This window comes from Flavobacteriales bacterium, assembly GCA_025210295.1.
GTDB lineage: Bacteria > Bacteroidota > Bacteroidia > Flavobacteriales_D > Parvicellaceae > S010-51.
In genome coordinates, this window is the sequence record JAOASC010000033.1 from 133,673 (window position 1) to 153,906 (window position 20,234).

General features: G+C 34.2%; 17 protein-coding genes. 6 read left to right on the top strand and 11 right to left on the bottom strand.

Features of this window, described 5'->3' with window-relative positions; translation table 11 throughout:
• Positions 1 to 34: 34 nt before the first annotated feature.
• Positions 35 to 1,300 (top strand): hypothetical protein, encoded by a 1,266-nt coding sequence (locus N4A35_10690; GenBank protein MCT4581875.1) that lies wholly within the window; start codon positions 35 to 37, stop codon positions 1,298 to 1,300.
• Here the strand turns inward: N4A35_10690 and N4A35_10695 are convergent.
• Positions 1,284 to 3,467, bottom strand: a complete 2,184-nt coding sequence (locus tag N4A35_10695; GenBank protein ID MCT4581876.1) for a choice-of-anchor L domain-containing protein — start codon at positions 3,465 to 3,467, stop codon at positions 1,284 to 1,286. The genes N4A35_10690 and N4A35_10695 overlap by 17 nt on opposite strands.
• Positions 3,468 to 3,622: 155 nt before the next feature.
• On the opposite strand from N4A35_10695, the gene N4A35_10700 reads away from it, so the two are divergent.
• The 5 genes from N4A35_10700 to N4A35_10720 all read left to right on the top strand — a co-directional run bounded on the left by N4A35_10700 (position 3,623) and on the right by N4A35_10720 (position 7,686).
• Positions 3,623 to 4,090 (top strand): LEA type 2 family protein, encoded by a 468-nt coding sequence (locus N4A35_10700; GenBank protein ID MCT4581877.1) that lies wholly within the window; start codon positions 3,623 to 3,625, stop codon positions 4,088 to 4,090.
• A gap of 51 nt (positions 4,091 to 4,141) precedes the next feature.
• A complete protein-coding gene (murI, locus tag N4A35_10705; protein MCT4581878.1) occupies positions 4,142 to 4,939 on the top strand; it encodes a glutamate racemase in 798 nt (265 codons plus the stop codon).
• Positions 4,940 to 5,000: 61 nt separating this feature from the next.
• Positions 5,001 to 5,975 (top strand): hypothetical protein, encoded by a 975-nt coding sequence (locus tag N4A35_10710; protein MCT4581879.1) that lies wholly within the window; start codon positions 5,001 to 5,003, stop codon positions 5,973 to 5,975.
• A 10-nt stretch (positions 5,976 to 5,985) separates the two neighbouring features.
• The gene (locus tag N4A35_10715; GenBank protein MCT4581880.1) at positions 5,986 to 7,017 is read left to right on the top strand and encodes a DUF4837 family protein; all 1,032 of its coding nucleotides are present in this window, start codon (positions 5,986 to 5,988) and stop codon (positions 7,015 to 7,017) included.
• A 111-nt stretch (positions 7,018 to 7,128) separates the two neighbouring features.
• Complete coding sequence (locus N4A35_10720) at positions 7,129 to 7,686, top strand: CvpA family protein (GenBank protein MCT4581881.1); 558 nt, start codon at positions 7,129 to 7,131, stop codon at positions 7,684 to 7,686.
• Between the two features lie 13 nt (positions 7,687 to 7,699).
• On the opposite strand, the gene N4A35_10725 is transcribed toward N4A35_10720, so the two are convergent.
• The 10 genes from N4A35_10725 to N4A35_10770 form a co-directional block, all read right to left on the bottom strand.
• A complete protein-coding gene (locus tag N4A35_10725) occupies positions 7,700 to 8,410 on the bottom strand; it encodes a sulfite exporter TauE/SafE family protein (GenBank protein ID MCT4581882.1) in 711 nt (236 codons plus the stop codon).
• A gap of 2 nt (positions 8,411 to 8,412) precedes the next feature.
• Positions 8,413 to 8,853 carry a FixH family protein gene (locus N4A35_10730; GenBank protein ID MCT4581883.1) on the bottom strand — a complete coding sequence of 147 codons (441 nt, stop codon included), beginning with the start codon at positions 8,851 to 8,853 and terminating at the stop codon, positions 8,413 to 8,415.
• A gap of 11 nt (positions 8,854 to 8,864) precedes the next feature.
• Positions 8,865 to 10,271 carry a cytochrome c oxidase accessory protein CcoG gene (ccoG, locus tag N4A35_10735; GenBank protein MCT4581884.1) on the bottom strand — a complete coding sequence of 469 codons (1,407 nt, stop codon included), beginning with the start codon at positions 10,269 to 10,271 and terminating at the stop codon, positions 8,865 to 8,867.
• A 252-nt stretch (positions 10,272 to 10,523) separates the two neighbouring features.
• Complete coding sequence (locus N4A35_10740; protein ID MCT4581885.1) at positions 10,524 to 11,660, bottom strand: c-type cytochrome; 1,137 nt, start codon at positions 11,658 to 11,660, stop codon at positions 10,524 to 10,526.
• A gap of 209 nt (positions 11,661 to 11,869) precedes the next feature.
• Positions 11,870 to 14,035, bottom strand: a complete 2,166-nt coding sequence (ccoN, locus tag N4A35_10745; protein ID MCT4581886.1) for a cytochrome-c oxidase, cbb3-type subunit I — start codon at positions 14,033 to 14,035, stop codon at positions 11,870 to 11,872.
• Complete coding sequence (gene ccoS, locus N4A35_10750; protein ID MCT4581887.1) at positions 14,036 to 14,209, bottom strand: cbb3-type cytochrome oxidase assembly protein CcoS; 174 nt, start codon at positions 14,207 to 14,209, stop codon at positions 14,036 to 14,038.
• Positions 14,210 to 14,284: 75 nt separating this feature from the next.
• Entirely contained in the window at positions 14,285 to 16,681 is a 2,397-nt protein-coding gene (locus tag N4A35_10755; protein ID MCT4581888.1) for a heavy metal translocating P-type ATPase metal-binding domain-containing protein, read from the bottom strand.
• A gap of 116 nt (positions 16,682 to 16,797) precedes the next feature.
• A complete protein-coding gene (locus tag N4A35_10760; GenBank protein ID MCT4581889.1) occupies positions 16,798 to 17,787 on the bottom strand; it encodes a hypothetical protein in 990 nt (329 codons plus the stop codon).
• Entirely contained in the window at positions 17,784 to 18,533 is a 750-nt protein-coding gene (locus tag N4A35_10765; protein ID MCT4581890.1) for a hypothetical protein, read from the bottom strand. Before N4A35_10765 ends, N4A35_10760 begins: the two co-directional genes overlap by 4 nt.
• Entirely contained in the window at positions 18,523 to 20,112 is a 1,590-nt protein-coding gene (locus N4A35_10770) for a DUF547 domain-containing protein (protein ID MCT4581891.1), read from the bottom strand. Before N4A35_10770 ends, N4A35_10765 begins: the two co-directional genes overlap by 11 nt.
• Positions 20,113 to 20,234 lie beyond the last annotated feature (122 nt).

Here is a 20,234-nt window from a genome sequence, read left to right on the forward strand (position 1 = left end):
TCTGACTTTTTATTATGGTCAGAGAGACAATATTTTGCCTTATATTCCTCATGAAAATTCAGATGTTTTATTGTACCCAACTCAAACGATTAAAACAAAAATACATTTGATTTATCGTTATGAAGATGATGCTCAAAATTATAATGTAGACAGTGTTAACCTTATCAAAAAACAGTTTGATTGGATTAATGGTTATTATAAAAATTTATCTCCAAGTACTTTAAGGGGAAAAGATGGAGCATTTCATTATATTCCAGATAGCCGGATAGCATTTAGAATAGATACCATTGATTATTTTGTAGATTCTATTGCTTGGGATAGAATGTTTATGAGTTTATATGAAAGGCCTGTTTCCATAGACTCTGTGGATAAAGAACTTGGTAGACTGTACATCAAAAACAGAGATTATAGTAGAATAAAACGAACAGATAGCATTCTCCTTGATCAATCTGTATTTAAAGTAGTTTCTAAGAATAAAAATGCTGGGCACAGTTATTTAACGCTTAAAAGTTTACCTGATGTTATTCCGAGTTCATTTTTTTATTATCGAAAAAGAGACCTGAATTGTGATCGTTATCTTTGGGAAAAATATACCAATAATGATAAGAACTACCTTCATATTTTTTATACCGGAAGTTCTCATAGTAATATTGCTTTTGGTTGTGGACCATCACCATATTTTTTAAATGTTTCTAATTTTATTAAAGGAGGAGACTGGGCAAATGCGCAACTTTTGGCACATGAAATAGGTCATACTTTAGGCTTGTATCATACCAACACTCCGCAATTTGATGACTTACCTCCTAGTGATAAATTTGGATTTGTTCCTTGTGATAGTATTCGAACGAGTAATAATATTATGGGGTATAATCAGTGTAGGAATTACTTGTCTCCAATGCAAGTAGGGTACGTACATTATTTATATACAACAGATCCTAGTAGGATACGTTTAACAACGGCAAATGAATATCAGCCTGAGCATACTCTTATCATTTTTGAAGATACAGTTTGGAATAAGTCCATGCTTATTACAGGAGATCTGGTCGTTAAAAAAAGGCAGACTTTAGTTGTTAATAAGGATGTTCATTTTTCAAAAGGGTCTACGATATATTTAGAAAAAAAAGCTCGACTAATCATCAATGAATCCAAACTCTATAATTGTTTTGGAACGAATTGGTTAGGAGTGGTAAAATGTAAGTCTGTTTTTAGACCCAATAAGAATGTTAGAAGGCCTAAAAACGAAGCTCAAATTATATTAAAAAATAATGCTGTTGTAAAGGATGCTATTTCATTACCGTAATAAATCCATTGCAAGCAATATTTTCACATTGGTTTTCGTCTACTAACTCTAATACATAGTAATATACACCTCCAGAAACATTTTCTGCTTTCCAGTTGTTTTGGTAATTGTCAGAAGAATAAACTAATCGTCCCCACCTGTTGTAGATTTTAATTTTAGTGTTAGGATGATATTCTAAATTAGCGATTACAAAAGCTTCATTTTGATTGTCGTCATTGGGTGTAATGACGTTGGGTATTGTAATAGAGCAGCCTATAACATCAATATAAGAATCATGATAAGCTTGTTGATTACAAGCATCAGTAACCGTTAATGCATAGTTCCCTGATTGAGGGTTTGCAACTGTAAGCTCACCCGTTTGTGAGTTAACAGCTAATGTTCCGTTTCCAGTCCATGAATAGTTAAAAGGTTGGCTTCCTCCAGTTAGGGTAGGTGTGAGAATTAAATTTTCTCCAATACAATGAAATGTTGGCGCAACTACAGAAAGGTTTATGGGATTAATACTTACATTAACGGTAACACTATCGACTGCTACAGTACCGCATGTGTCTGTCATTGTAACCGTATAAGTTGTTGTTTGTGTTGGTGAAACCAAAGAAGATTCACCCATACTACCAGTGCTCCATAAATAGCTTAATGGTTGAGCTCCTCCTGTTGCATTTGCCTCAAGAAGAATAAATCCTGTGCCGCATAGTGTTGTATCATTCATATTTGCTTGTATAGCATCTGGAGTGTCAAAAATAATTCGCACAGTATCAGCTATAGAGGCAATGTTACAAGCGTCGTAGGCGGTCACAATATATTCCGTTGTTTGAGAGGGAGAGACATATATGGAGTCACCATTAGCTCCATTATTCCATTGGTAGGTATAAGGAGCAATTCCTCCTAAAGCATGGGCATTTATCATGATAGAATCTATAGGGCAATTTAGGGTTATATCTTCCATAGCAACAACATTATATTCATAATCTTCAACGATATACAAAGTTCCTGAGGTTACAACAGTGTCGCCACATGGGGTGATGGTATAAACATTTATTGTTAGTTCTTCATCACCTTCAGCAATACCATCTGCTATCGTAGAAATGTTTAGTATAGCCGTATCATTACCTGCAGCAAAGAATATGCTGTCGGCAATCGCATCATAATCAACCCCATTTGTTGCGGATCCCAAGATGTCTATATCTAAGGTTAAATCGCCTATTGTATCTGGTCTTACAAATGTAAAAGCAGCATCAATACATCCTTCTAAAACTGCGGTGTCACCAACGATGGAGTTTAAACTTGAAGCAGCTGAAATATTCACTTCCACAGCATTTGAAGAAAAACTTCCCCCTTCTATGAATACACCAGAATCATAAGCTTCATCTCCAGCATCTCCAATAGCCAGTTTAATATGATAAGTTTGGTTACAATTTACAGCAGCTTTAGCTTGTAATACTACGGTTTTTCCGTCATACTCATAATCATTAGTAGTATTTTGAGTATAAAAAACGTTATAAGAAGCCCATGCTGGGTCAATAGCAGCACAAGTGGCAGGAAAGCCAAAAGCACCTGCTACACCAGGATTTATGGTGTTGATGGATACAGGTGTAGATGTAAAATTGATTGGGTTAGATGGGTCAGGAACTAATGCAATGTTGTATGCTGTATAATTTCCACCAGCTGGATTAGGCCCCGTTAGAAAAAAGCCGAAAGCATCGTTTACTGTTCCGCAGACATATTCTTCATACTCTTCGGAAGCAAATACATAGTTAAACTTGATGGTGTCTCCTTGAGGAACAAAATCAAACTCTACCACACATTGATCAAAAATTTGATTGGGAGTTATGGATTGTAAATCTGGGTCTACTCCAAGCGTTAATCCGCCATTTCCTCCTAGGCTAACTCCTCCTCCTGTATTTAAGAAGCTGGCCATTTGTACATCTCCAGTCCCCAAAATTAAACCACTTGAAATCCCTGTAGAATTTGATAAATCGCTAAATTCTCCAACTTGCTCTTCCACAAAGCCAGCAGAGCCTCCATTGTATTGAATGTTTGATACACTAACACCGTTTCCAACCAAGACATTTTGGACATAACTAGCAACAGAAGCGTTGTTGTTTACAGTTACCTGGGCATTAGCAAAAAATGGAATGGTAGCAATTAGGTATATTATTTTTTTCATGAGAATATGGAATTATAAACTTAGGACTCTAAATAGGCGTAATAGGTTGCCTTTAAGTAAATTAAAAGTTGGAATTATATTCCCACATTTGACTATAAGCAGTATCTTAGGCAAGATTTTTGAAACTTTAAATAAGATTTATAGTTAAAGCCATTATGATGCGTATAAAAGGAATAGTTTTAATTGTTGTGACAATCATTACTTTAAGTGGTTGTTTTGAGTATGAGGACGTTGATTTTAAAGGGGTTCAAAACTTTAGTTTAGCTGATAGAACAAAAGAAAATGTTTTAATAAGGTTGGATTTAAAAGTAGACAATCCCAACACCTATAATATTACCATTAAGCCGACAACATTGGATGTATTTATTAATGGCAAACATGCTGGTAAAACTAAAATGAAAGATAAAATAGTTTTGAAGAAAAATACGACTGGAGTATACCCACTATATCTTCAAGCGAAGACTAAAGAAATTATGGGAGCTGTAACAGGTTCTTTAGGTTCGTTATTTTCTGGTAAAGTTAAAGTTGGGGTAAAAGGGAACGTCAAAGCCAAAGTTTATGGTGTAGGGAAGAAGTTTTATTTGAATGAAGAAGAAACTGTTAGCTTAAAAGGTTTAATGTAGCCAAAATCTAATTTAAGAATTAATTTAACGAGAAGTTAACCAGAGATAGCAATGAATAATCATCCAATTGGAATATTTGATTCAGGAGTGGGAGGTTTGACAGTATGGAAAACATTGCTCAAAATTTTTAAAAATGAGTCGTTTGTTTATTATGCAGACAATAAAAATTGTCCATACGGGAATAAAACCGATCAAGAGATTACCGATTTAAGTAAAGCGATTGTTGAGTTTTTGATTGCCCAAAATTGTAAAATGATTATTGTCGCTTGTAATACTGCCACATCAGCAGCTATTCAAACGTTACGGTCGACCTACACAATACCCATTGTTGGAATTGAGCCAGCAATTAAACCCGCTTCAATTTTGACAAAAACTGGCAATGTAGGTGTTTTGGCTACCCAAGGAACAATTAATGGAGGACATTTTAAAACTACTTCAGAGAAATTTGCTAAGAATAAAAATGTGATTACTCAAATAGGCTATGGGCTTGTTAAATTGGTTGAAGAGAATAAGGTTTATTCTGTAGAGATGGAGGCTTTACTTAAACAGTATATTGAACCAATGTTGGAAGAGGAAGTGGATTATATTGTATTAGGGTGCACCCATTACCCTCTTCTAACGGAGCAAATTCATAAAATTACAGGAGGAAATATTGAGTTGTTAGAACCATCGGAGGCCATCGCTAAGCAGACAAGAAAAATATTAGAGGAAGCTCATTTATTGAGTGATAGTCCTGAAAGATCAACTCAAATTTATACATCAGGAGATGCCGTCAATTTGATTGAGCAGATATTGGAACAACTTAAAATTGATCAACAAGAAAAAATAGAAGTTTATCGGTTAGTATAGCTTAGGATTGGGTATCGATAAAAAGTCATTATATTCGTAACTTTACACAGGTTAAATTATTATGGAGGAACAAGCAAATAAAGGAAAAAAGAAAGATGGAATTTATATTGTAATCATCGTTTTATTATTAGCTGGAATAGGTTATTTAGCTTTTGCATTGGGAGAAGCCAATAAACAAAATAAAACACATGAATCTTCAATAACTGCATTGTTGAAAGAGAAAGAGGACCTCAATACGATTCTTAAAAACTCTGGAATTATAGAAGAGTCTGATGATGCAGCTCTTCGACAAAATTTGGTTAGTCTATTGGATCAATATGATAATATTGAAATAGAAAATCAAGAGATGCAAGATAGTATAGATAACCAAAGAGCACGTATCACAAGTCTAATCGAAGAGGTTGATGGATTAAAAAATCAACAAAAGAGAGATTGGGGAAGAATTTATAAGCTAAAGAAGGAGACAGAAACCCTGCGAGATATTATGAAAGGGTATATCCATACGATAGATTCCTTAAATACATTAAATGGGAAATTACAAAATACCATTATCATTAAGGATAACCAGATTACTGAGGTGTCTTCAGAAAGAGATCAAGTGAAATCTGAGCTGGACAAAACCAAGAATATGGTGGCTTTAGGATCTGTTTTACAAACTGCTGGAATTACAGCTAATGCCATTATTGTAAAAAATAGTGGAAAGCAGGTTGAAACTTCTAGAGCTAAACGAACAAATATGATAAAGTCCTGCTTTACCATTATAGAAAATAAAATAGCTAAAGCAGGAAATAAAGAAATCATAATGGTAGTGATTGATCCTAATGGAAAAGTCTTAAAAAATAGCTCATCCTTTAATTTTGATGCTAAGGGAGCTTCAAAAGCTGGAAGTGTGAAAAGACAAATTAATTACCAAAATCAAAATGTGGATTTATGTATTTACTTTGAGGTAGAAGGTAAAATAGATCCAGGTACTTATACAACTGAAATATATGCTGAAGGAGCCAAAATTGGTTCAACAACTTTTGCCTTGAAATAAAAACTAAACTATGAAATACTTTTTTGTTATTGCTACATTTATCTTTATGACGCTATCATTGAATAGTTGTATTGATGATGGGTTTTCCGAGCTAGATTTAAAAGAACAAGCGAATGGGGCTCCTGGTAGAATTGTGGTTGTATTAGACAAACCATACTGGGAAACGAACCTTGCTAAAGCTATCAAAGAAACTTTAGGAAAACCTGTTGAAACTTTGCCTCAACAAGAGCCTTTGTTTGATGTTTTAATTGTAGATAACTCATCTTTTGATCAAGCGTTAAAAACAAATCATACCGTTTTGATTTTTGAGGTGAATAAAGCGAGGAAATCTATCTCACTGAATTTTAATGATCCTACTAAAGATATTTGGGCAAAGGGACAGAAAGTTTATAAAATTTCGGGAGGAAATACGGTCGATATTACTGATCAGTATATGTTGTATGCTCCGACTTTGATTAATGAATTGAGTGCTTCAGCAATAACAGGTTTGCAAGAAGAATATAAGAAAGGGTATAACAAAGCAATAAAAGAGGAACTAGAGATTACTATGGATTTATCGATGAATGTTCCCAACACTATGAAAGTAGCAGAAAACTTTAATGAGTTAATCTGGATGCAACAAATACGATCAAAACATTCAGACGGTCTAAATCATGAAATTCAACAAGGTTTATTGGTTTATACCTATCCGTTTATTGATGATAGTACTTTTACATTAGAATATCAATTGAATAAAAGAGATAGTGTTCTTAAAAAGTATATCCATGGTGAGAAAGAGGGTACTTATATGGCTACAGAGCGATCACCTAGTTTTTATCCAGAATATGTTGAGAAAGAGTATAATGAGAATTATGTTTTTGAAATGAAAGGCCTTTGGAAAATGGAAAATAGTTTAATGGGAGGCCCATTTATTAGTGTGAGTCAAGTTGACAAAGAAAAAAATAGAGTCATTACTGTTGAGGGGTATATTTTTGCTCCAAAATTTCAAAAACAACCCTATTTAAGAGAATTGGAAGCCATGATTTATTCATTAGATTTTTAATCACTTTAACAGGCTTATTTTCTAAAGAGTATAAAAATTAACCAGCCTTTGTGTATAGGTTTTAGTGTTAAGTTCAAAAGGTATTGTTAAAGGCTTTACCTTTCCCCTTGTATGAGTACCATAGATATTGTTATTGTTGTTCCACTTATTTGGGCTGCTTACAGAGGGTTTAAAAAAGGGTTGATTATTGAAATAAGTAGTTTGATTGCCCTTGGTTTAGGCGTATGGGGGGCGATTCATTTTTCTGATTATATTGCTGAAATTATTACTGGTAAAGTAGAGGATAAATATGTTCCCTTAGCTTCATTTACAGTCACCTTTATTTTAATTGTCGCAAGTGTTTTTGTTTTAGGTAAAATTTTGGAAAAGTTTATTAATTTAATTCAATTAAAATTGGTAAATAAAGCTGCTGGAGCTGGTTTTGGTGTAATAAAAGTGCTTTTAATAATTAGTGTGATTTTGGTCATTATTAATTCTTATGACGAGCAACTCAATTTGATTCCTCAAGAAGTTAAAGATGAGTCGGCGTTGTATTATCCGCTTTCAGATTTTTCCCAAACAGTGATCCCTGCTTTAAAGGAAAACAAAATGTTTGAGCAAGTTGAGGTTCCATCTGTGAATGTAGATTCTTTACTTATAGATAAAGCAATTGAGAGTCAACTCCATTAATGAATATTACCAACTAGTGGTGACAACAACTTTTAACTTCTGTTCCATCTTCACTCAAAGGGGGGCTGATATAAGGAATATCTAGGTTCATACCTCTTAGAATAAAGAGAATACCAAATAAAACCATTACATAAGGAATTGCTCTGGTCATTTTGTTGCGTATAGTGGCCGATATTGAACTAGAAAAGTAAGGTAATGCAAAAAGCATAGGTAATGTTCCCAGTCCAAAGAAAAGCATAAATAAAGCTCCCGAACTGATGCTTCCATAGGCAACAGATCCAACCATAGCAACCCATACTAGACCACATGGGAGCAGACCATTTAATAGCCCAAGAATGAGTAAAGATGAGTTCGATTTTTTTGTTAGATATTTCCCCAATTTATTTTTTACCCAGTTGTTGAATTTTAGGTATAAAGAACTGGTAAATTTTACATTTTTTAAAATACGTGGAAGTAATACAGAAATAATAATAAGAATACCAATAGTGATACTAACATACTGTAAAATACCAGCAAGCTTTAACCCTGTTCCAAATACTCCTAATAATGTTCCAAGTAGAACATACGTCGTTATTCTTCCAAAATTATAAAACAATATTCCTATTGTTTTAGTAAGGTTATTTGTACGATTTAATGGTAAAGCAAAGGCAATTGGACCACACATTCCCACACAGTGGAAACTGCCTGCAAATCCCATTATAAAAGCTGCTGTGATTAAGTCCATAATTAAATTTTTATTCTTCCTTTATCTACATAGAAATCACTTTCATTGGTTTTCCATGATAATAAAAGGTTGTAATAGCCTTCTGTAATTTTTTCTTTAGGAATCAGTTGAATATTTCCAGCTTCTTTAGAAAAAGAAAAATGTTTATCTAGTTTTCCATTTTCAGGGCGATAAAGGTGAATGACTCCATTGGTAACACTATCCATGCTAACCGAGTTAGGAAACTCAATCGCTAAGAATTGTTGATCAACACTAATTTTAATCTGATCTTTTATCGCTTTACTGTTTTTTATTGCTTGAATTTTTTGTTCAAACTTTACCCCTTCTTCGTAGTAGTTTTCTTCTACTAAATCGCTAGATGTACGAATCATTGTTATTACCATAAACATGAAGTATGATATAAACAAAACAATAGCGATTACAATTCCTTTTCCCCAGTTCATAGTTTCTTTTTTTAAAGTGTTGGTCCCATAAAGGTAGTTCTTACTTTTGAAATAAGTTTACCATCTCCATAAACACCAATAATAAATACCATTTTACCTGCATCAATATCAAACTCTTTTTTCTTCATAATGATGGCAAAGTTTTTCTTTAATTCTGTTTGAGGCTCTAAGGTAAATTCAATTGGTGGAATTTCTCCATTTCCTTCAAGAATTTTTAAGGTAACTTTTTTGGTGTCTTTAGTCTTGTTTACAAGTCCTAAATTGTAAGTATTACTAATTCTTGTATCATCAACCTTTTGGAAAGTGGTTCCTCTTAATCTTGTAATTGTACTTTCAAAATCACTTCTTGTAATCGTTAAATAACCTAATACTCCTACTATGATCACTAATACAACAGAATAAGCCAATGTTCTAATGTTCCATTGAAATCCTTTTTCACCTGTTTCAATACCCTCCTCAGAGATATAGCCGATAAGCCCTTTTTCAAGGCCTACGCTTTCCATCATAAAGTCACAAGCATCCATACAAGCGGTACAGTTTACACATTCTAATTGAGTTCCGTTACGAATATCAATTCCTGTTGGGCAAACATGAATACATTGTTTACAATCGATACAATCTCCTTTTCCAAGAGCTTTACGGTCTTCATTTTTTCTAAATTTAGCTCTTCCCTTTTCTCCTTCCCCTCTTTTGTGATCATAGGCTACATTAATTGACTTGCCATCTAATAGTACCCCTTGCAATCTTCCATAAGGACAAATTGTGGTACAAACTTGCTCTCTTAAGAATGCAAAAACACCGTAGAAAACGGATGAAAAAATAATAATGGCAACTAAACCTCCAACATGATTAAGCGGGTTGTCTAATTGTATTTCAATCAGTTTTTCTGCTCCAATAATATAAGCTAAGAATGTATTGGCGATTAAAAATGAAATTAGCCAGAAAATGGTATGCTTCAGTACTTTTTTAAAAGTCTTTTTACCATCCCAAGGAGCTTTGTTTAACTTTTTCTGTTTGGTCCAATCTCCCTCAATTACATATTCTATTCTTCGGAATATCATTTCCATAAAAATAGTTTGAGGGCAGGCCCAACCACAAAATAAACGTCCAAAAACGACTGTAAATAAAGAAATAAAGACAACAGCACCAATCATTGATAAGGCAAAAATGTGAAAGTCCTGAGGCCAAAATATTTTACCAAAAACGATAAACTTACGTTCCAAAATATTGAATAGCAATAAAGGTTCTCCTCCTATTTTAATGTGAGGAGCTGCAAATAAAAAGGCGATTAATGTGTAAGCAAAAACCTGTCTGTAGTTAAAGTATTTACCACTTACTTTTTTAGGGTAAACCCATACGCGTTTTCCATCTTTATCGACAGTAGAAATGCCATCCCTAAATTCTTCGTTGTTTGCCATAATTTATTGGTATTATTAGACCTATACAAAGTTGGTTAATATCCAGTATAAAAGTATGTAACTTTCGTTGCATAAAAAACTGTATTTGTATAGTTAAAAAACTGCTAAAAGTCAGCGTTTATATTTATTGTAAGTCTTTGTTGCCTAGTTGTTTAAACTTTTGTTAAAGAAGTGTTAAAGAGCAATTGGATAAAATAAAAAAGCCACTCTAACCTTTTAGAGTGGCTTCTGTTACTTAAACCTTGTAGTCAATTATTTCATTAAGTCTCCCTCTGGAGCTTTTCCTTCTTTAAAGTCTAAAGAATGGATAAATGAAGCTAATTGTTGAATTTGCTTTTCGTTAAATTTACTTTTATGCTCTGGCATTCCATTTGGACGACCATCGCTAATCGAAGTAAAAATATCTCCAGCTGTTCCACCGTATAACCAGTATTTATCAGTTAAGTTTGGTCCAACCGAACCTTCACCGTCAGCCATATGACATACTTTACATGTTCCGTCATAAAGCTCTTTACCAGCTGCTATTTCAGCTTCTTCAGTTAAGAAAGTCACTGTCTCAGCAGAGATTAACAAGTTATTCGCTTTTTTGTATTCGTACACATCTTTTTCCGATTGTGCCATTTCCATAACATAAGCTTCTTCTTGTAATGGCCAAACTTTAAATGTTTGATACATTCCCCAGTAGATGACTGAGAAAATGATTGTTCCATAGAACATCCATACCCACCATGGTGGTAGTACGTTGTCTAGCTCTTTAATTCCATCATAATCATGATCTAAAAGAATAGCGTCCTCATTTTCGATAGCTACAGATTTTGTTAGGAAACCAAAACCTTCTTCTTCATACTCAATTTGATTTTCACCTCCTTGGTTTTTAAGTGCTTTAACTCCATTAACAAGAACCAGTAAAGCAATAACTAAGAATCCAATGATTGATAATAAGAAAACGAGTGTTCCATTGCTCATTGGTGTTGGTGCTGGAGTTGAATCAGCTGCAACATTTTCTCCTCCTTTTGGTTCTTCAACGGTAACAGGAGGTGGAGGATTATCAACATAATCAAAAATAGCGTCAACATCTTCTTTACTTAAATGTGCCATTGGCGACATTGCCGCTGGAGAGAAATCCCATACCGCAGCAGCCATTTTAGATTTTCCGCTTTCGTATAAGTCATTTGGGTTAGCAATCCATTCATAAAGCATTTCTGCTTCTCCTGCTTCTTCCCATTTTGCTTTTGCTCCCTCTAATTTAGGACCAATAGATTTTTTATCTATCTTATGACAAGCAGCACAATTTTGTTTGAATAATTTTGCTCCGTCTTGTGCATTTACCGTAAACAAGGCCGATAAAAACACTGATAGTACAAGAATTCCTTTGTTATATTTTTTCATTTTCTTCGTATTTAAATTTTTAACTCTACTAATCGTCAGATAATGGAATTTGTTCTAGAGTTTCTACTCTTTTCTTATCTACTCTTAGCGCCCAAATTAACACCCCTGTGAAGAAGGTTATAAATATGACTAGCGATATAACAGGGTATATTTCAACCCCGTCAATTGTCGCTAAATTATCTTTTATAAATCTTAACATATCGTTTGTATTATTCTTCGATTTCTTCTGCTTTAATGTCTTTTCCTAATCTTTGTAGGTAAGCAACTAACGCAACGATCTCTTTAGATTTAACACTTTCTATTGCAGCAGCTTGATCTTCTTCAGAGTCATCAGCTTTAATCTTTGTAACAATGTTTGTTGCAATTTCTAAAGCTTGCTCTTCTAAGTCGGCCATTGCTTTTTCTTCGTAACCTTCTTCATAAGGTACACCAAGTGTACGCATCGCTGAAATTTTACCTTGTAATAAAGAAAGATCCATTTCGTCTTCGATAATCCAAGGATAAGCTGGCATCAATGATCCTGGAGACATGTCTTTAGGAACTTTCATGTGTTTGTAGTGCCAGTCATCACCTCTTTTTCCTCCTTCACGAGCTAAATCTGGTCCAGTTCTTTTAGATCCCCATAAGTGTGGATGATCGTAAACAAACTCCCCTGATTTAGAATATTCACCGTAACGAACGGTCTCAAAACGAACAGGTCTAATCATTTGCGAGTGACAGTTGTTACATCCCTCTCTAATATAAATATCACGTCCTTCTAATTCTAATGGAGTATATGGTTTTACACTTGCAATAGTAGGAATGTTTGAATCTACAATAGATACTGGAATAATTTGTACAACCCCACCAATCGCAACAGCTACTAATGCTAAAATTGTAAACTTAATTGGTTTTCTTTCAATAGCTCCGTGCCAACCTTCGTTTGCAAAACGGTGTTTTTTGTTTAATGGAGCAGCTTCTGCAGCTTCTTCTGGTAAGAATTCTCCTACGGCAGCAGTTTTAAATAAGTTGTAAGTACCTATGATAGCTCCAACTAGATAAATTAACCCACCAAATGCTCTCATAGTATAAAGCGGTGCTAATTGTGTAACTGTATCTAAGAACTCACCGTGAACTAAAGTTCCATCAGGATTAAACTCTTGCCACATTAATCCTTGAACAAATCCAGCCCAGTACATAGGTAATGCCCAGAATAAGATTCCTAACGTAGCAACCCAGAAGTGAACATTAGCTAATTTAGTAGAGTATAATTTTGTTTTCCACATTTTAGGGAATAACCAGTATAACATACCAAAAGTCATCATCCCATTCCATCCTAATCCACCTACGTGAACGTGAGCAACAGTCCAATCTGTAAAGTGAGAAATAATGTTTACGTTTTTAAGTGATAACATTGGTCCTTCAAATGTTGACATCCCGTATGCTGTAATGGCAACAACCATAAACTTTAATACCACATTATCTCTTACTTTATCCCAAGCACCTCTCAATGTTAATAATCCATTTAACATACCTCCCCAAGATGGAGCAATCAACATTACTGAAAATACAGTACCTAAAGATTGTGCCCATTCTGGTAAAGAAGTGTATAATAAGTGGTGAGGTCCAGCCCAGATATATAAGAAAATTAATGCCCAGAAGTGAATAATCGATAATCTGTATGAGTATACAGGTCTGTTAGCCGCTTTAGGAACAAAGTAGTACATTAACCCTAAGTAAGGAGTTGTTAAGAAGAATGCTACGGCATTATGTCCATACCACCATTGTACTAAGGCATCCTGAACTCCTGAATACCAAGAATAACTTTTCATGAAAGAAATTGGTAATTCGAATGAGTTGAAGATATGCAACATTGCAACTGTAATGAATGTAGCGATATAGAACCAAATAGCAACATACATGTGTTGAACCCTTCTCTTCAAAATTGTCCAAATCATGTTGGCACCAAAAGCAACCCACATTAATGCAATTAAAATATCAATCCACCACTCTAGCTCTGCATATTCCTTACTAGAAGTATATCCTAAAGGAAGCGTTACTGCAGCACATACAATGATAAATTGCCATCCCCAGAAGTTAATATTACTCAATGCGTCACTAGCCATTCTAGTTTTTAATAAACGCTGTAGTGAGTAGTAAACACCTGTGAAAATACCATTTCCTACAAATGCAAAAATCACAGCATTAGTGTGTAATGGACGAATACGACCAAATGAAAGAATTTTAATATTCAAATAGTCATTAAAAAACTGTGGGAAAGCTAGCCAAGAGGCAGCAATTAACCCTACTAACATCCCTACGACACCCCAGATAAGTGTTGCATATGCAAACTTCTTTACAATCTTGTTGTCGTAATTAAACTTTTCTAGTTCCATTTACTTGTTTTTTTGGTTTATATTTTCTTTTTCGATTTCATCATCGAATAACATTCTTACAGATGGCGTGTAATCATCGTCAAATTGACCATCTTTTGTTGCCCAGAAAAAAGACACTAAAAAGAATAGCGCGATTGAAAAACTTACTCCTATCATTAAATAGATTATCCCCATGATGACATTTTAATGACAAAAATAGAACCTATTAACTATTTTTAACATCTTGTTCAATCATGTAATAACATGATTTTAGTCAGTTTTGAATTTTCTACGGGTATAAATGGCAATAGAAAAGGTAGTAAGTAATACCACAGAAATTGAGCTTACTGGCATTAGAATTGCTGCTACTAAGGGAGTTAGGAAATTAAAGACAGCGAAAGATAACCCGATAATGTTATAAAGCAATGAAAAAGCATAGCTCATCTTTAATGTCGTAATACTGTATTTTCCTAAGTCTAAAAATAAAGGTAGGTGGTGCAATCTTCTGGCATCTAAAATTCCATCACATGCTGGTGAAAAATTATAGACGTCATCAGAAATAACAATTCCAACATCACTTTGTTTTAGTGCTCCAGCATCATTTAGACCATCGCCTAGCATCAGTACTGTTTTTCCTTTGGTTTTTAGTTTCTTAATGTACTCAAGTTTGTCTATAGGTTGCTGATTAAAGTGAAGTTGGTTTTCATTGGGGAAGTATTTTTTTAGGTTTTCTAATTCACTGTTATTGTCACCAGAAAGAACATGCAGATTGTATTGTTCTCCCAACTCTTTGATAATCGATAAAAATTCTTTTCTATACTCGTTTTCTATTTTATAGTAACCAATATAATTCGCTCCATATTTAATGTGTACCTCTGAGGCTAACGAGTCACTTTGGGGAACACCAACCCATGAGCGAGATCCAATTAACAATAATGTGCCATTAACGGTTCCTTGGATTCCTTTTCCAGCAACTTCTTGGTAGTCTTCAACAATACTGGGTTTTGAGTGTTTGCTTTTAAGATGGTTGTATAGCGCAACACTTAAAGGGTGAGAAGAGTTCCGTACCAATGAGAAGATAGCGCGCTCTTTTTCTGGAGTAAGTTCTTCTCCAATAAAAGTTTGTTTTGAAGTGTTTCCAGTAGTTATTGTCCCTGTTTTATCAAAAACAATATCGGTAACTCTTCCCATTTGTTCAATGGCATCAGCATTTTTTAAATACAATTTTTTTCTTCCTGCTGCTCTTAGTGCGTTCCCAAAAGTAAAAGGAATAGAGAGTGCTAGTGCACATGGGCAGGCTACAATTAGTACAGCAGTGATAATATTAATCACATTAGAGGGATCTATAAAGTACCAAATTATACCTGTAATAGCTGCAATAATAATGATGATAAAAATAAAAACCTGGCTTAAACGGTCTGTAAGTGCTTTAAGGGAGCCTTTGTCTTCTTCCTCTTTATCAAAAGCTTTTTGATTCCATAGTTGTGTAAGGTAGCTTTGTTCTACTTTTTTCAGAATTTTTAATTCTATCGCATCTCCTACTTGCTTTCCTCCTGCAAAAATTTCTTCTCCTTTATATTTGACTATAGGCTTTGATTCTCCAGTAACAAAGCTATAATCAATTCTAGCTTTTTCGGACTTAAGAATGGCATCAGCAGGGATTATTTCTTCATTTTTAATCAAAATGATGTCTCCCTCTTCAATGTTATTAAGGGGTACAATCTCTTCTGAATCTTCTTTTATTTTGGTAACAGCCAAAGGAAAGTAAGATTTATAATCCCTCTCAAACGATAAAGCTTGATAAGTTTTATTTTGGAAGAGTTTACCGATTAACAAAAAGAGTACAAAACCAGCGAACGAGTCCATGTATCCTGGTCCATTGTTGCTAAAAATGTCGTAGACACTTCTTGCATAAAGCACCAAAATTCCTAAAGTAATAGGAACATCAAGGTTGAGTGTTTTTGCACGCAATGCTTTAAAAGCTGATGTCCAATAGTCTTTTGCTGAGAAAAGAATAATAGGGATTGAAAACCCAAAAATTAACCAAGCAAAAAACGCTCTAAACTCCAAAAAAGAGCTATCAAAGTTTAAGTATTCAGGGAAACTGAATAACATGATGTTACTAAAACAAAACCCTGCGACCCCCAACTTATAAAACATGGCTTTAGAGGTCGATTTTTGTTTGTTTTCGTTGCCACCACTAAACTTTGGAGGATAGCCTATTTTGTCGAGTAATGTCGCCAATTCTTGGAAAGAAACAATACTAATATTAAAGGTAATGGACGCTTCTTTTTTAACAAAGTTGACCTCGGAAGAAAGGACTCCATTATTTAATTTGTGAAGATTCTCCAATAACCAAATACATGAGCTACAATGAATTTCAGGTAAGAACAGTCGAACCTTTCTAAGATCACCTTCTCTAAAATCAAAGATGTCGTTGGCTATTTCCTCGATGTCGAGAAATTTGTATTTATCTGAATTACTAAAAGAAGGTTTTATCCCAGGAGTGTTCTCAAGTTCGTAGTAATTATCTAGGTTGGTATTGTTGATAATTTCAAAAACAGTCTTACAGCCATTACAACAAAAACATTTGTCCTCTAGTTGTATAGGTTCTGCACCACAATCATCTCCACAATGATAACATTTATGTTCTGCATTTGTACTCAAGCTATTCTTTTAGATAAGAGCTGCAAAATTCAAAGAATTTAGCAAGTATAAAAATAACAAAAATCAGGCTTTAAACTATATTATCTTATCCATATAGCTAAATTTTGAGTTGTTACTTATTTAGAATACCATTGTTGAATGAGCTTTTCTGCAGGTTTACCCTGAGGGGTATAGCTGTTTTTGGGGAGGTCTCGAAGGTCAACGTCATTACCATACCATTTCCAAATAAATCCTCCAGCAACACAATCTAGTTGATACACTTTTTCAAAAAAAACTTCATAACCATTGGTTTGATTGTTATAATTGGTGGGAATTTTTTTGTTGGATTCGATTTCCCATTGTTTACCTAAAGAAAAATCACAGCTTCGATAACCAAATTCAGTGAAGATAATGGATTTACCTTGTGTTGCTGAAAAGCGTTTGAGTTTAGGAGTTATTTTATCCCATCCTTTCATTAAGTCTTGTTTTGATGGCGATTTTTTTAACGAAATGGGGAAATAGCCGTCTATACCAATGTAGTCTAGTTCTTTCCAAAAGGTAATGTTTTGATAATTATCCCAATTAGCTGCGTAAGTTAATTTCCCTTTATATATTTTTCGAATCCTTTTAATTAATTCAATAAAAAATAAACTGTCTTTTTGCGTGGCGGATTTCAGTTCAACACCTATACATAAAATGTCAATTTTGTTTTCTTCAGCAAATTGAGCAAAAATGAGCATTTTTTTAGCAAAGTTAACTTTCCATGTATACCAATCTTTGGTGTTGAAATTTAACGTGCCTGCCCATCCAATATTCTCCACAAATATATGGGGTTTTAGCATGGTTTTTAATCCAGATTGTTGTGCATCTTCGACAAGTTTTTTCAGGTTAATTCTATAATCTCCCCAATAGTTCCCTTCGATTTCATAATAAATTTCAGGACGATTTTCTTTCATTAAAAGATAGGGAGTTAGAGCAATGTAATTGGCGTTAATGGCGGTTAGTTTTTCTGAAATAACACCGTCAAATGACTTTTTCGATGAAACGATATTGACACCATTTATTTTCTGTCCTATGCAACCAATAGTAACAAGAAAAGCGGTCAATACTATCACTAGTTTATTCATGGTGTGTTGAACGATTTTTGACCAAATAAGTTCACCCAGTTATCTTCTGTAACCGACATTAAAGTGAAGTTGTAGGACGTTGCATGATTTAACACAGGAAGAGAAGAAGTATCAGTAATGTTTAGAACAACATTAGAGAGGTCGTAAAATTGCCAAGAGTTGTCATAGGTATAAGTTCCGCTAATTAAGTTATTGGAGCTGTCTGCTACTACTTGGAAGTGTATTTTATTATAATGTGTGGGGTTTTCTATCCAGTTGAACATTGGCTGGATTCCATTTGTTGTTACAGTAATTGAATTAGGGTTCCATAAAGTGGGTTGAGTATTGACTTTTATATGAACGGGATCACAAATTCGAACTTGTCCATTAACCTCATACGTTACGATTCCCCATCTATCATTTTTGTTTTCAATAATTGGAAAACGCCTAAGGTAACCGTTAAAAACATATTCCTCTGTTACTTCAAGCGGTAAATAAAGAGAATAATTGTATGGGTTAATATTATCATTAAGCGTTTCGTAATATTTAAAATTATTCGCACCAGCTACAGGATAAAAAAACATGGAAACAGGAAAGTCTTCTTCACCCATAAACCCTTGAGGCATACCAGCAGCGCAAGCAATGATATACTCAGAAGAGGTGACTAAACCATCTTGTTCTAAGTCGTAGGCTAAGGTTCGTGTTGGTGTTTTATTGCATGAAAAAAGCCCTATAATCCCCGAAAAAAGGATGATTCTAATGTACATATCTTATTCCAATGTTAAAGGTGTTCCCTAATCCAGAGTTGGTTCCCCTTAAAAAGTTGGTGTAAAGTAGTTCTAGGTTTAGTTTAGAAGTCAATTGATATTTGAAGCCTAGACCAGCAGCACTATAATTAGCAGCAGTAGTTATTCCATCATTGTAACTATGTGGGTTGTATTGATTTCTGATAACATGAGAAGCTATTCCGTAAAATGTAGTTTTTGGAGTAGGGAATAGGCTATAAATTACAGTGAAAGGGAGGTCCACAGCCGAAGCTTGGTTTTGTTTATATCCTATTCGATACCAGATGTCTGCTTCTAAAAAGAGTTGAGATTTTCTAAAGCTTTTAACGTAAAAGAATTGTGTCCATGATTGAATACGGTCCCAATCTAAAAAGTATAAGGCGTTATTTCCGTTAACATCTGCGCTTCTTCCTTCTGGAGCAACAGTAGTAGGGAATAATAAGCTACTTTGTACGGTAAAGTTAGCTTCATTTTTAAAGGGTTGAAGCTTTATACGCGGTCCTACATAAGATAAGCCAACTCGCGTTGAATCATCGTTTGTGAATTCAAAAGCTCTACCAATTTTAGAAAAACGATCTGATGAAGATCTTCCAGAACTACCAAGTTTGATGTCTAAACCTAGATTAACTCTAGCGTTCTTAGAAGTTCCATAAGTAAACTGAATTAAAGAGGAGTAAAAAGTTTCTCTGAAACCATCATAAGTAGTGCCCATCCATTCTGATTTACTTTGCGTATACATCGCATTAAATAATGAGATGTCAAACTTGCCTTTTCTAAGTAGAGATCCAGCATTGTAAGTTTGTAAATTAAAAGCAACAGGATCGCCTAATTCAGTGATAATAGGTTGTATATTTGCTTGTGCATTAACCGACCAATCGTAATTGTAATAGCCATATTTTGTTTTTGTGTCAATCTTGTTTGTTCGATAACTATTGATATACTCTAAAACATTTTTTGCTTTGAGTTTAAAATCACTCGTATACCATTTAAATATTTCAGAAATTTCAACCGTTTCTCCCTCTATTTTGATAAAATTGGGATTGTTTAAGGCTGTTTTGGTTTGCTCTTCCAGTTGAATTTCAAGCGTTGCAGGATAATAAGCTTCATTGATAATTGGTGGACAATCTTTAGCTCCACAAACTAAGACAAAGTGAAGTCTAGGGTCTTGATAAGTAGGGCGCATAAATTCGTTTTCTAAGTGATTTAGCGTCCATTTTTTACCGGCTATGTTGTGTTTTATTCCGTCAAAGAAACCAGAGATGTCCATAGGGCTTGTGACAGGCCAGTTTTTTCTTATTTCATTAATAACAAGGAGGTTGTAGGAGTTGATGAGGTAAGCTTTTTGTTGATTAGTTTCCAGATTGGAAAACTCGATTGAATTGATGTTGTCGATTAATTTTGCTAAGGTTTCACTTTCTTGTATTCCTGCATAGTCGACCTTTCCATCTTTTACATTTTGAATAAAGAAATTGTTAGCTTGGTCAAAAAAAGTAGTGATATCTTGAGCCCATATAGCCGAACTCATCCATAACGTTATGACTAAAAGGTGGATTTTTTTCATCGTCGTAAGTGTTGTATTTTGGTATTGAGACGCAATTTACTAAACTTCCTTACAGCAATTTTTAAAATACTTATAAATAGATTGAAAATCTTGTAAGGACTAGGGGATTATTTTAACTAATA

Bases quoted from the DNA above. Each gene is read 5' to 3' on its own strand.
- N4A35_10695 (MCT4581876.1), bottom strand. From the start codon at position 3,467: ATGAAAAAAATAATATACCTAATTGCTACCATTCCATTTTTTGCTAAT.
- N4A35_10700 (MCT4581877.1), top strand. From the start codon at position 3,623: ATGATGCGTATAAAAGGAATAGTTTTAATTGTTGTGACAATCATTACT.
- murI (MCT4581878.1), top strand. From the start codon at position 4,142: ATGAATAATCATCCAATTGGAATATTTGATTCAGGAGTGGGAGGTTTG.
- N4A35_10710 (MCT4581879.1), top strand. From the start codon at position 5,001: ATGGAGGAACAAGCAAATAAAGGAAAAAAGAAAGATGGAATTTATATT.
- N4A35_10715 (MCT4581880.1), top strand. From the start codon at position 5,986: ATGAAATACTTTTTTGTTATTGCTACATTTATCTTTATGACGCTATCA.
- N4A35_10720 (MCT4581881.1), top strand. From the start codon at position 7,129: ATGAGTACCATAGATATTGTTATTGTTGTTCCACTTATTTGGGCTGCT.
- N4A35_10725 (MCT4581882.1), bottom strand. From the start codon at position 8,410: ATGGACTTAATCACAGCAGCTTTTATAATGGGATTTGCAGGCAGTTTC.
- N4A35_10730 (MCT4581883.1), bottom strand. From the start codon at position 8,853: ATGAACTGGGGAAAAGGAATTGTAATCGCTATTGTTTTGTTTATATCA.
- ccoG (MCT4581884.1), bottom strand. From the start codon at position 10,271: ATGGCAAACAACGAAGAATTTAGGGATGGCATTTCTACTGTCGATAAA.
- N4A35_10740 (MCT4581885.1), bottom strand. From the start codon at position 11,660: ATGAAAAAATATAACAAAGGAATTCTTGTACTATCAGTGTTTTTATCG.
- ccoN (MCT4581886.1), bottom strand. From the start codon at position 14,035: ATGGAACTAGAAAAGTTTAATTACGACAACAAGATTGTAAAGAAGTTT.
- ccoS (MCT4581887.1), bottom strand. From the start codon at position 14,209: ATGGGGATAATCTATTTAATGATAGGAGTAAGTTTTTCAATCGCGCTA.
- N4A35_10760 (MCT4581889.1), bottom strand. From the start codon at position 17,787: ATGAATAAACTAGTGATAGTATTGACCGCTTTTCTTGTTACTATTGGT.
- N4A35_10765 (MCT4581890.1), bottom strand. From the start codon at position 18,533: ATGTACATTAGAATCATCCTTTTTTCGGGGATTATAGGGCTTTTTTCA.
- N4A35_10770 (MCT4581891.1), bottom strand. From the start codon at position 20,112: ATGAAAAAAATCCACCTTTTAGTCATAACGTTATGGATGAGTTCGGCT.